The organism is Rhodococcus sp. MS16, from assembly GCF_013277795.1.
Classification (GTDB): domain Bacteria; phylum Actinomycetota; class Actinomycetes; order Mycobacteriales; family Mycobacteriaceae; genus Rhodococcus_F; species Rhodococcus_F globerula.
This window is the reverse complement of record NZ_VBTM01000005.1, coordinates 554,046-566,925: the sequence shown is the minus strand read 5'-3', so window position 1 is coordinate 566,925 and position 12,880 is coordinate 554,046. Positions and strand designations below refer to the sequence as shown.

Annotated in this window: 7 protein-coding genes; 1 reads left to right on the top strand and 6 read right to left on the bottom strand. The window is 63.6% G+C overall.

Annotation, left to right across the window (positions count from 1 at the left end; translation table 11 throughout):
• Window positions 1-352 precede the first annotated feature (352 nt).
• The gene (locus FEZ60_RS15460; RefSeq protein ID WP_033235721.1) at window positions 353-1,606 is read right to left on the bottom strand and encodes a pyridoxal phosphate-dependent aminotransferase; all 1,254 of its coding nucleotides are present in this window, start codon (window positions 1,604-1,606) and stop codon (window positions 353-355) included.
• A 103-nt stretch (window positions 1,607-1,709) separates the two neighbouring features.
• Here FEZ60_RS15460 and FEZ60_RS15455 point away from each other — a divergent pair, with 103 nt between their 5' ends.
• Complete coding sequence (locus FEZ60_RS15455; protein WP_172936419.1) at window positions 1,710-3,638, top strand: prolyl oligopeptidase family serine peptidase; 1,929 nt, start codon at window positions 1,710-1,712, stop codon at window positions 3,636-3,638.
• A gap of 342 nt (window positions 3,639-3,980) precedes the next feature.
• On the opposite strand, the gene FEZ60_RS15450 is transcribed toward FEZ60_RS15455, so the two are convergent.
• From FEZ60_RS15450 to FEZ60_RS15430, 5 genes are all read right to left on the bottom strand, one after another.
• Window positions 3,981-4,889: a hypothetical protein gene (locus FEZ60_RS15450; RefSeq protein ID WP_172936418.1), complete on the bottom strand. Its 909-nt coding sequence runs from the start codon at window positions 4,887-4,889 to the stop codon at window positions 3,981-3,983.
• A 237-nt stretch (window positions 4,890-5,126) separates the two neighbouring features.
• A complete protein-coding gene (locus FEZ60_RS15445) occupies window positions 5,127-8,390 on the bottom strand; it encodes a (Fe-S)-binding protein (protein ID WP_172936417.1) in 3,264 nt (1,087 codons plus the stop codon).
• A 419-nt stretch (window positions 8,391-8,809) separates the two neighbouring features.
• The gene (locus tag FEZ60_RS15440; protein WP_172936416.1) at window positions 8,810-10,120 is read right to left on the bottom strand and encodes a S1 family peptidase; all 1,311 of its coding nucleotides are present in this window, start codon (window positions 10,118-10,120) and stop codon (window positions 8,810-8,812) included.
• A gap of 150 nt (window positions 10,121-10,270) precedes the next feature.
• Entirely contained in the window at window positions 10,271-11,620 is a 1,350-nt protein-coding gene (locus tag FEZ60_RS15435; RefSeq protein WP_172936415.1) for a protease, read from the bottom strand.
• 110 nt (window positions 11,621-11,730) lie between these two features.
• On the bottom strand, window positions 11,731-12,804 hold the full coding sequence (locus FEZ60_RS15430) for a hypothetical protein (RefSeq protein WP_172936414.1): 1,074 nt from the start codon (window positions 12,802-12,804) through the stop codon (window positions 11,731-11,733).
• Between the last annotated feature and the right edge of the window lie 76 nt (window positions 12,805-12,880).

Here is a 12,880-nt window from a genome sequence, read left to right as displayed (position 1 = left end):
CGAGCTGGGTGGCGGGGAACAGGGGGGGTTGTCCCCGCCACCAACCTGGTATCCACAGGGGGGGGAGGGATACCAGGTGCTCGCGGCACCGAAGTGCTGAAACCAATGTACCCAATTTCAAACCAATCTGGTGCATTGTCTTGCTACTAATTTACAACAGTTATCGGACCAATTGCGCTGTTTCTACCGTAGCGGCAGGTCGCGACTAGTCAAACGCTCAACCAAACCGATCGGTTTCGGAAATTTGTGACCAAGGTCGCACGAATGCCCCGCACATTTATCTGCGCGGGGCATTCGTGGAACAGCAAACTGGTCAAGTGTCCATGGCCGTGGCCAGTGGGTTTCCAGCTTCCTACTGTTTGTAACTCGTAAGGAAGTTGCCAAACCGCTCGATTGCGACAGCGAGGTCACGGGCCCACGGAAGGGTAACGATTCGCAAATGGTCATGATCGGGCCAATTGAAGCCCGTTCCCTGAACCATCAGGATCTTCTCCTGCAGAAGAAGATCCTGAACCAACTTCTCGTCGTTGTGGATCTCGTGAACATTCGGATCCAAGCGAGGGAACGCGTACAGCGCACCACGCGGCTTGACACACGAGACACCCGGAATCATGTTCAGGCGCTCCCACGCGACATCGCGCTGCTCGAGCAGACGTCCGCCGGGGAGGATGAGGTCCTCGATGCTCTGATGGCCACCGAGCGCCACCTGGATAGCGTGCTGACCCGGAACATTCGGGCACAAGCGCGTCGACGCCAAGAGGTCGAGACCCTCGAGGAAGCCGCCGGCGTGCTCCTTCGGGCCGGTGATCGCCACCCAACCCGAACGGTAGCCCGCAACGCGATACGCCTTCGAGAGACCGTTGAACGTCAGGCACAGAAGATCAGGAGCCAACGACGCAAGCGAGATGTGCTTGGCGTCGTCGTACAAGATCTTGTCGTAAATCTCGTCAGCGAGCAGAAGAAGCTGATGCTTGCGCGCCAGATCGACCAACTGCTGGAGAATCTCCATCGAGTACACCGCACCCGTAGGGTTGTTCGGGTTGATGACCAGCAAGGCCTTGGTCTTGTCGGTGATCTTGGATTCGATATCCGCGATATCGGGATTCCAGTCGTTGCCTTCGTCGCACAGATAGTGCACCGGAGTTCCGCCGGACAAGCTGGTCATTGCCGTCCACAACGGGTAGTCCGGCGCTGGGATCAGCACCTCGTCGCCGTTGTTGAGCAGGGCCTGCATAGTCATGGTGATCAGCTCGGACACGCCGTTGCCGAGGTAGATGTCATCGACGTCCACCTCGGGGAAGCCGGGAACCAGCTCGTACCGAGTCACGATCGCGCGCCTGGCCGACAGAATGCCCTTGGACTCCGAGTACCCCTGAGCGTAAGGAAGAGCGGCGATCATGTCGCGCATGATCACGTCCGGTGCGTCGAAACCGAACGGTGCGGGGTTTCCGATGTTGAGCTTGAGGATCCGGTGCCCTTCCGCCTCCAACCGGGCGGCATGCGCGTGCACCGGTCCACGGATTTCGTACAGGACGTTCTGGAGCTTCGACGACTGCTCCAGCTCGCGCTGCGGCTGACGATGGCGGACGGGTTCTGGTGTGCTCACGACTTACATGATTCCACCTGTGCGCAAGTGGATTCTTCCGGGCACGATAGAAGGTGCCGTCTGTTCGGTTGTCTTACACGTCGGTTGGCTTATTCTGGGGCGCATGACGCCGACCGACGTGATCGCAGCCCCGTACGGATCGTGGGCATCGCCCATCGACGCAGCAGATCTGGCCAACGGAGGTCACCCGGTAGAAGGTGGCCGCTACGTCGGTGACGAGGTGTGGTGGGCGGAGCTGCGGCCAACCGAAGGCGGGCGCGTTGCGATCCGACGGTTGGGACTCGACGATCAGCCCGTCGACGTACTGCCCGCGCCGTGGAACGCACGCACCCGAGTTCACGAGTACGGCGGCGGCGCGTGGACGGTCACGGACGCCGGGCGGTTGGTTTTCAGTGAGTTCTCCGATCAGCGGGTGTACATCCTCGAAGGTCTCAGGCCGCGAGCATTGACACCCCCGACATCGTCATCGGTGCGATACGCGGATTTGTCGATCGTCGGAGCCGACGTGTGGGCCGTGCGCGAGTCCCACGCGCCAGGCGGCACGATCACGCGCGACATCTGCGCCATTCCGCTCGACGGATCCGGCGAGATTCGCGCCATCGTCGGCGGTTCGGACTTCCTTGCATACCCGCGGCCATCCCCGGACGGAAGCAAGATCGCCTGGATCGCATGGAATCACCCGCAGATGCCCTGGGACGGAACCGAACTGCGGGTTGCGGATCTGGTCGACGGCGTAGCGGGTCCGCATCGAGTTCTTCTCGGCGGCACGGAAGAATCAGTGCTGCAACCGGAATGGATATCGGGCGACGAACTGTACGTGGTCAGCGATCGCAGCGGGTGGTGGAATATCTATCGCGTGGGTACAGACGTGGCCGCGCTGTGCCCGGTTGATGCCGACTTCGGTGACGCGCTGTGGCAGTTCGGCGCCCGCTGGTACGAGGTGCTCGGCAACGGAAAACTTTTGACTGTGCGCACTTTCGGCACGGATACCCTCGCGGTGCTGGACCCGGAAACCGGCGACTTGCGCGACATCGACGTCTCCGGCGTCACCAGCATCGGCCTCATGCAGGTGCGCGATGATCAGCTGCTGATCAAAAGCGGTGGCGCAAAACTGGCTACCGGACTGCGTGAACTGGACCTCGGAACCGGAGCGCTGCGTGATGTTCGGCTGTCCGTCGACGCGCTTCCCGAATCTGCTTATCTCCCGGAAGCTCGAACCGTTGTTGCACACGGGCACGGCCGCGAAGTCCACGCATTTGCCTACCCGCCCCGCAATCCCCGCTACCGCGGCCAAGACGGTGAACTCCCGCCGTACGTCGCCTTTGTGCACGGCGGACCCACCGCGCACATCGCACCCGCTCTGAACCTCGTGTACGCCTACTTCACCAGTCGGGGAATCGGCGTCGTGGACGTCAACTACGGCGGATCCACCGGATACGGCCGCGAGTACCGCAATCGTCTGCGTGGGCAGTGGGGCGTCGTAGATGTCCAGGATGTGATCACCGCGGTCACCGGACTCGCCGAGCAGGGGCTTGCCGACCCTGCCCGTCTGGCCATCGAAGGCGGGTCTGCGGGCGGCTGGACCGTGCTGGCCGCGTTGACAACCTCCGACGTGTTTGCATGTGGCGCTTCCTATTACGGCGTTGCCGAGCTGGACGGCTTTGTCAAGGAAACCCATGACTTCGAATCGCGGTACATCGACGGACTGATCGGGCCGCTGCCGGAATCCGCAGCGCTGTACGCGGAGCGCGCACCGCTCAACAACGTCGACGGTTTGAACTGCCCGGTATTGCTGCTGCAAGGTCTCGACGATCCGATCGTTCCGCCGTCACAAGCCGAACGCTTTCGAGATGCACTGGTATCGAAGGGCATTCCGCACGCCTACCTGGCCTACGAAGGCGAATCCCACGGCTTCCGTAAGCAGTCCACGATCATCAGTTCCCGCAACGCGGAACTGTCCTTCTACGGCCAGGTGCTCGGGTTCACGCCGCCAGGTGTTCCGCAGCTGAAGCTGTGGACTCCCGAGGCGTAGTGCCGCTTCCGTTGTCGAGGATCGTGACCGCCCAGTTCTTCTCGGGGACAAGATGAGTCACCGACGTACAGCCGTTGGTTGCGGCTCCTGCAGTGCCGGGGAAGAGGGTGAGTGCCACTGTAAGTGTCACTGCCACTGCAAGAGTCCGCGTGGCTGCAGACTAACCGGTCTGAACTCTTGGCGGATGGCCAAGCGGACAATTCGGGTACTTGGTCCTCGGGGATCAGTGGTTGTGGGCAAGCTGACATGGTTTGTGTGCAGTGAACATGGTGTGCGGCACGCTGGTACGGGTGCTCACTGGGCAGAAACTGTGCTCACTTGCAGGGTTGGCTGGGCGGCCGGCTATGGGATTCGGCCGCGGTTGAACGCCGCACGGATACGATCCGAGACCGCCTGCGGCGTCGACAAGTCCGCCCACGTCCACCGAACCACCTGCCAACCCGCATCCCGCAGACGGTCTTCGCGGACCTTCTCCGCCCAGAGCACATCCTCAGGGGTGCGGCCGACGGGAACGAAGCGGCCGTACTTGACCCGGCCGTCGAACTCCCCGACAGTGCGATGCTCGCGCCACAGGAAATCGACACGAGCATCACCGATTTGAACTTGCGGTTCGGGCATCGGCAAGTGCTCGGAGACAAAGAGCGCCAAACTCCGTGACTCGCCGACGCTTTCGATCCGGCCGTCCATCGCGTCGATCGCATGAAAGGCATGGCGGTGCGACGGATGACGCGGCACCCCAGCCAGATTTGAGGTGATGTCGGCCAGAGCGAGCGGTGTTCGGTGCAGCGCAGAGTTCCCCGCGACCAGGGCCGGCTCGAACGGTAGTGAACGGGCGAGGTCGACTACCGTGCGCGCAAGCGTTGTCACCCGCAGACCGTCGACGGTCGTGACTTCGTCCGCGGTGAACAACGCAGAGTGCACCTGCCTGTGAGTGGACGTGCTGCCGCCACCTCGACGGTTTCGAGTCAGGTGAACCAGGCGGAGCGGAGTGTTCCATAAATCCAGGCCGTGCAGCACTGCCGCGGAGGCATGACTGACAACTGCGTCGGACGTGGCTGCCTTCGCTATCGCATGGACCTGCAGACGATGGCGCGCATGTGCGTCGAGTTCGGAGAACGGCTGCGTCGACACGTAGGCGCCGCGATGTAGGCGGGTCCAGTCGCCGTGTGAACAGCTGCGACGGATCTCGGAGTCGGTGCCGCCGGTGGCGAGATGCTCGGGTCTGCGGACGATGTGCGGTTGTTCCCCCATGCCGAACAATCCTGGTGCATCGGAGCCCGTCTGGGCCGACGGGTTTCTGTGCTGTGGATAGGTCGCGCAGTGTGCATAGTTTGTGTGCAGTGAGCAGTGAGCAGTGTTTGTGTGCAGTGAGCAAGGGTTCCGGCGAGCTGGAAGGGGTGCTCGCTACCCAGAAACCCTGCTCGCTTACGAGCCAGGCAAACACGAACGCCCCCGCCGCAATGGCGAGGGCGTTCGATGACGTGATTACTACTTGCGGCCGGGAGCCTTTGCGCCTGCCTTGAATCCGAGCCCGCCCGGCTTTGCGGCCGGGGGAGCCTTGGGGGCCTGCGCAGCGGGAGCCTCAGCAGCTGGTGCCTCGGTGGCTGGTGCTTCGGTAGCCGGAGCTTCAGGTGCAGCCGCTTCTACTACCGGTTCGGCAGCGGGAGCCGGCGCTGCAGCAGCGGGCGCTGCCTTGCGTGCACCGGGAGCCTTTGCACCCGACTTGAATCCGAGCCCACCGGCCTTGGCAACCGGCGGAGCCTTAGGAGCGGGAGCCTCGGCGGCCGGTGCTTCAGTGGCGGGTGCCTCGGCAACAGGAGCCGCCGGGGTTTCCGCAACGGGAGCCGGAGCTGCGGCAGCGGGAGCTGCCTTCTTTGCACCGGGAGCCTTTGCGCCCGACTTGAATCCGAGCCCGCCGGCCTTGGCAACCGGCGCAGCCTTGGGGGCCTCGGCAGCAGGTGCGGCGGGGGCCTCAGCAGCAGGTGCGGCGGGGGCCTCAGCAGCCTTTGCGCCCGGAGCCTTTGCCCCACCCTTCATCTGCAAGCCCTTGCCGGGAGCCTTGGCGCCGGACGCCAGGCCCAGACCCTTCGGCTTGGCGGGTGCGGCCGGAGCAGCGGCTTCGGGTGCAGTTTCAGGAGCGGGTGCGGCTGCAGCCTTTGCGCCCGGTGCCTTGGCAGCGCCCTTCATCTGCAGACCCTTGCCACCGGGAGCCTTGGCTCCGCCGGCCAGGCCGAGGCCCTTGGGCTTTGCGGCGGGTGCAGCTTCGGGTGCTGCGGACTCGGGAGCTTCGGCAGCTGCCGGAGCAGCCTTCTTGGCGCCGGGAGCCTTTGCCCCGCCTGCCATTCCGAGTCCCTTGCCGGGTGCCTTTGCGCCGGGTGCCTTGGCCAGACCCTTCATTGCGAGGCCCTTGCCGGCGGCAGCGGGTGCTGCCGGGGTAGCGGCCGGAGCTGAGGGCTCGGCCGCGGGTGCGGCTTCTTCGACGACGGGTGCCGCGGCAACCGGTGCCTTCTCACGCGGGATCACCTTGATGTTCTCGGTGAGCTGGCTGGGTTCGAGGCGGGTGACGGAGTTCAGCATCAGCTGTGCGACGTCGACAACCTCGACGCCTTCTCCCTTGCCCTGTTCCTGGCGTGCGGTGACGCCGTCGTTGAGCATGACGCGGCAGAAGGGGCAACCCGTTGCGATCTTCTTGGGGTTGGTGGACAGCGCTTCGTCGACGCGGTCGACGTTGATGCGCTTACCGATGTTCTCTTCCATCCACATGCGGGCGCCACCGGCACCACAGCACATGGATCGTTCGCCGTGACGCGGCATTTCGACGAGCTTGGCGCCGGATGCTTCCATGAGTTCACGGGGTGCGTCGTAGACCTTGTTGTGGCGGCCGAGGAAGCACGGGTCGTGGTAGGTGATGTCTTCGCTCACCGACGCGACCGGGATCAGCTTCTTCTGGCGCACCAGACGGTTGAGCAGCTGGGTGTGGTGCACGACCTCGTAGTCGCCGCCCACCTCCGGGTACTCGTTACCGAGGGCGTTGAAGCAGTGCGCACACGTGACGACGATCTTGCGCTTCTTCTGCTCGACGCCTTCGAAGACGGAGTTGAGCATCTCGATGTTCTGCAGCGCGAGCTGCTGGAAGAGGAACTCGTTGCCGGCGCGGCGAGCGGAGTCGCCGGTGCAGGTTTCGTCGGCGCCGAGGACCATGAACTTCACACCCGCGGTCGCGAGCAGTTCCGCGACAGCCTTCGTGGTCTTCTTGGCGCGGTCTTCGTAGGCGCCGGCGCAGCCGACCCAGAACAGGTACTCGTAGTCCTCGAATGTGTCGGCGTCCTTGCCGTACACGGGGATCTCGAAGTCCATCTCGTTGATCCAGTTGAGGCGGTCCTTGGAGTTCTGGCCCCAGGGGTTGCCCTTGTTCTCGAGGTTCTTGAACAGGCCGGCGAGCTCGGACGGGAACTCCGATTCGATCAGGACCTGGTAGCGGCGCATGTCGATGATGTGGTCGACGTGTTCGATGTCGACCGGGCACTGTTCGACGCAGGCGCCGCAGTTGGTGCAGCTCCACAGGGTTTCGAGATCGATGACCGGTGCGAGTTCACCCTCGACCGTCTCGCCGACGAGTTTGCGCTCGGCTTCCTGGCGGGCGGCCTCGGGGATTGCGGCGAGGGCGGCTTCGTTGACGTTGCCGTCGGCGTCGACCAATCCGATTTCGTCGCCGCCCATGTCCTTGCGGCCACCGGCCAGCAGGTACGGGGCCTTGGCGTAGCCGTGGTCACGCAGCGACATGATGAGGAGCTTGGGAGAGAGCGGCTTTCCGGTGTTCCAGGCGGGGCACTGGGACTGGCAGCGGCCGCACTCGGTGCACGTGGTGAAGTCGAGCCAGCCCTTCCAGGAGAAGTCTTCGATCTGGCCGGCGCCGAGGGTGTCGGTGTCGGGATCGACGTTGTCCATCGTCAGGGCTTTACCCTTGGACATCATGGGCTTTGCCGCGCCGAGAGCAACGGTTCCGTCGTCTTCACGCTTGAAGTAGATGTTGAAGAACGCGGAGAAGCGGTGCCAGGCAACACCCCAGGTGATGTTGCGGCCGACGATGTATAGCCAGATCATGCCGGACATCAGCTTGATGAACGCGAAGATGGCCACCATCATGGCACTGGCCGGGAGCAGCTTGGCCAGGTTCATGGTGAAGAAGTCGGTCCACGGATTGGCGTGACCGTAGGTCGCGATCTTGCCGGCCTTCACAAAGATCATGCCGAGGCCCTCGATGAGGACAACGGTTTCGACGAAGTAGGCAGCCTTGAAATCCGAGCCGCCGAAGCGGGACAGGCGGATCGGCAGGCGCGGGTGGTTGAGCTGGCGGATGACGATCAGCGTGGTGATGCCGATGACGGTGCCAAGACCCAGAATCTCGTCGACCAGGTGGTAGATGGCCCAGTTGCCGAAGATCGGCCAGTGGAACTCGGGGTTGAACGTCTGGCCGTAAGCCTCGAACCAGACGATGGCGCCGAGCAGGAAGCCGACCATGACAAGCCAGTGAGCCCAGCCGACGGTACGGAACTTCGCCATGCGCGTGTGCGCGACGAACTCGATGACCATCTGCTTGAAGCGGGGGAAGAACGGACGCCAGCGGTCTGGTGCTGATTGGCCGATTTGGACGACCTTCACCATCTTGAGCGCGCCACCGATGAAGGAATACCAACACACGAGGCTCAGCAGCACACCGATGGTGCCCAACGTGATCGTCAGGGCATTCATGTCGCGGCCTTTCATTTCAGGGCGACGCGTCGGCCACCTGGTAAGAGCCCACTGATACTAACCTGCCATATGTTACCCACCAGTAGCTTGATGTGTCGACCATGTATACCGGCGAGTAACCATGCTTGGCCTGGCGAGATCAATTATTCCGCAACGACGGGCTGGGCCGCTGCGCAAACTTATCTACCGTCACGTTAGGTGGTGTGCATCTCGCCCCTGTTAATCAGGCAGCCCTAACCTGCCGTCCGCGCTGTTTTTGGGGGTACCGACCGACCCGTCCGGAGCGAACGTACCTTTCGGCGCATCCAGGGCGATGAAAGGTACGTTCGCACCGGTAGGGGCGGGGGGAAAGGGCGCATTTGCGACAAAAAACTGTGGCCCACCTCGACAGGAGGTGAGCCACAGTAGGTGCGGTGCGATCAGTAGTCGCGGACTTTCAAGCCGGGGTTTTCGGCGAGGATGTCCTTGATGGGCGTTCCGTACTGAATCGGCTGAGGGCTACCGATCAGCGTTGCGGCCCGAGCGACCTCGCAGAAGGAAGATGTTGCGACCGTCGACGCGCTGGTGATGCCCAGTGCCCGGGTGCCGGTCATGATCGGGCCGCCGCTGTCGCCCTGAAGGACGCAGATGTCGGTGGTGAAGAGGTTGGACATCGGCTGCTCCGAGACCACTGCATTGCGATTGACGCTGGTGACAACGCCGCAGCTGTAGCCGGTGGTCGATCCGGCCTTGCAGACCGGTGCGCCGACAACGGGATCGGCAACCCCGTCGATGTTGACGGATCGGTTGAAGGGAACCCGGACGCTGTTGTTGTCGAACCGGTACTTCGCCTGGTCGTCGATGTTGATGATCGAGTAGTCCCGCGGCCCGAACACGCTCTTGGCGAAGTATCCCACTCGCGGTCCCGGCTGGTTGTTGACGAGCGGGAAGGCTTCAGAGGCGTACTGCGTGCCTGCGGCGATGCGGTTGGGGTCGCAGTGTCCTGCGCTGATGTTGACGGTGCGACCGGAGGCATCGGTTCCGTTGAAACCGAAGGAACATTTGAACCCGTTGAAGCCGGAGATTCCGCCGAACGCGTCGCCGCCGAGTGCGGCGTCGCCGGTCAGGGAACCGGTGGCGGGGAGGAGGTCGACAACGATCGGCGGCACGGAGATCGGGACGGCGGCGTGGCGGACGGTTGTGTTCAGGAAGTCCGGCAGGGTCAGTCCGGCTGCCGGATCTGCGGTCAACTCGACGCCGTTTCCGACAACGTCGATGGCAATTCCCCGAACCAGATCCGCGACGGCAGGTGGCTGCGACTCGAGCCAGGTGTTGAGTGCGGACACCTCGTTCTGCAAAGCCGATTCGCTCTGTGCCACGTCATTGACCTGGAAACCGGCTTTTTCGGCGGCCGAGCGAGCTGCACCGTTGCCCTGCCCGGAGGCCAGTGCAACAACGGCCTGCCCGAGGTCGTCCAGCCAGACTCCGGCAAAACTGTCGGGGAACTGCACCCGCGCGATGTCTGCGAACTCGGCAAGTTTCTGCGCGAGTTCCGAACGCGTCAGGTACTGATCAGGCGTCAATGCCAGATCGTGCTGGAGTGCCTCGGCGAGTTCGACGGGCAGATGTGCGGCCTGGTCGGACACACCGGGCGTCGATGGTTCGGCGCTCGCAACAGCGGCAATCGGTCCGAGGAGCAGCAGCATCGTCGAGCCGAACACTGCGGCGCGACGTGCGGTGGAGCTTCGCATGTGGGCCTTTCCGCTTCATTGACCGCGTGCGGCCCCCCTGGGTGCACGCGGATACGGCCCGCCTTTCGGCGAGCCGTATCGCAGTCGCACACGACTATAACGGGTTCTTCCCCACGAATCCCACCCGTTACAACGAGTGAGTTTCAGTGATCAGCCGATTGTGCGGACCCGGATTCCGGATCCGACGCCACCGCCGGAGGCTGCGTCTGCGGCCTGTGTGATGTTGTCGACGGGGATTCCGATGTTCGTGGTCCCACCCGACATGGCGAGGACAAGATTCGCTTCGGTGCAGTTGGGTGCGCCGGTGCTGTTGGAACCGCTCGTGATTCCCAAAGCCAGAGTTCCGGTGACGATGGCTCCGCCGCTGTCGCCCGCGAGCGTGCATGCTGTTCCGGCAAAGCCGCGAACGGTGCGCGATTCGCCGCCGGGCCGGACAAGCTGGATTTCGACCTGATCGGCTGCGACCACGCCACACGTGAACGAGCTGGCCTGACCGGACTTGCACATCGGTGCTCCGATGACGGGGCGTGCGGTGCCCGTGATCTCGAGGGTCGTGCCACCGGCGCCGCGCACCGATGGGCGGTCGAGTCCGGCGTCGACGCCGGCCTGGTTGAGCTTGATGACGGAGTAGTCGAGTTCTTCGCCGGCCTTGCCTACCGCGGACTGGGCGAAGTTGCCGACCTGGAGGCTGTCGTCGATGTTCTGCGGGTTGGGCAGATAGACGGGTGCAGCGGTTCCCTCGGCCTTATTGCAGTGTCCCGCACTGATATTGAGCGCATTGTCGTGACTGTCGACTGCATTGAATCCGAACGAGCAGACGGAGATGTCCTCGGTCGGTGTCTCGCGGATCGGGCCCGGTGACGTGACATAGATGTCGCCGCCGAGTGCGCGAGCGTCGATCGCGCCGCCGCCATCCGGGCTGAGCCGAATTTTGGTGTTCTCGAGCATCGTGGGCAGGTTGAGTGCCTTGCCGACGGGGCTGTTGGCAACGTCGACGACAACCTGGTTGTTCAGTACGTCGATGGAGGTGGAGCTGACTGCCGTCGCGATATCGCCGGGCAGTTTCGCGATCCATCCGTTGACGTCGGCAAGGCTCTGTTCCAGACTGCCTGCGGAGACCGGTGCCACATGCGTGACGAATCCGTCGGCTGCCGCGACGCGTGCTGCATCGGCGCTGGTAACTGCCACAACCGGTTGACCGTCGAGGTTCATCCACGAGCCCGCGTAATCGCCGGGGCGCGAGGACCGGAAGCTTTCCGCGTACGCACCCAACTCCTGGGCCTTGGCGGCGCGATCGAGATATTCCTGTGGGGAAATCTTCAGATCTCGGCTGATCGCCTCGACCAGTTCGGCGGGTAGCTGATCCGCGGAGAGCTGTTCGACTGATGATTCGGATGTGGGTTCTGCCGGCTGCGCCAAAGCTGTAGCTGAGAACGATGTTGCGAGCAGAAGTGCCGAGGCGCCGACCAGAACGGTCCGGATCGCCGACGAGTTACGCATGAAATCCCTTCGAGTCTTTCGGCCGTAACGCCGGAAGGTACCGCCCCACCATAGGGGAAGGCTCCGATGTGAGGTCGGGCGCCTAGGTCGAGGGAAGTCGATATGTGCAGCTAGGGAGTTGTTTCTGGTGCCTGTTCGGGATCGACGGGCTGCGGGTCGACAGGCTGCGGGTCGACCGGTTCGGGATCGACAGGCTGCGGATCGACCGGTTCCGGATCAGTTGTGCCGGGGTCGACGGGATCGGTCTGTTCGCCGCCAACGTCGTAGTCGTCCACGGCGGGGATCTCGGATGCGAGCGGTTCGACGCTCTCGTCTTCGGTCGGAACGTCGTCGAACTCGTCGACCAGAAGGGCGTCCTGGGTGGGAGCCTGATATCGCGGGGTCGGCGTGCGGTTCTGTGGGACGACGGCCACGGGCGCGGCAGTGGGGAATTGGATCGGAACCTCGCGAAGGGGCGCGGGATCGGTGGGCGGCGCTATTTCGGCATACGCCGGGACGGCGGCGTCACGAATTTCCGGCACCTGCGTTGTGGGGGCGTTACCGATCAACACCGCGAGCGCGCATGCCGCGGCAGTCAAGAGACCGGCGACGGCGGCTGCGAGGTAGACGGGCCGCCGACTCGGTGCGTCATCTGTGCTGAGGATGTCTTCCGTCTCCGGCGCCTGCTCGATGTCGGGGACGGAAGCACTCGCCGCGCGGGGAACAGCCAGAATCGCGGCTCCCCGTGCCGAGCGTTCACCCGAGGTGATGTCGGAATCGAGGTTGTAGGCGCCGAGGGTCGCGGAGTAGGGCGCAAGTTCGATGTAGTCGAGATCCATGCTGTCGAGCGCGGTTCGCAGCGTGTCCACAGAGCGAGCCGAGAAGTTGGGAGGGATGGCGGCGACAATGCGCAGCGGCTGATCGGTGAGGCTATGTACTTCCGTAACGAGGCAGTACAGCGCGGTTGCGACCAGTTCTTCACCGCGCGTCCGCTGGGTGGGAGCCGCTTCGTTGTCGGTAGTGACTCGGTCGAGGAACCGTCGTACGCCCGGTGAATGTGTGTGGGCAGTACCCAGTGCGATAGTGCCGTCCGGCGCGTGGTGCAGCACGGATTCGTGGTCGATGATCACCGGTTCGGCGTCGGGCACGGCGAGCACCGCAGTGCAACGTGTGTTGCCGACATCAAGTCCGACTCCCCAGGTCACCGCGTCCCCCTAATATGGCTATCGCATCGCATCGCACAAAAAACATGCACTGGCTGTGGAAACTACCACTCGAAAG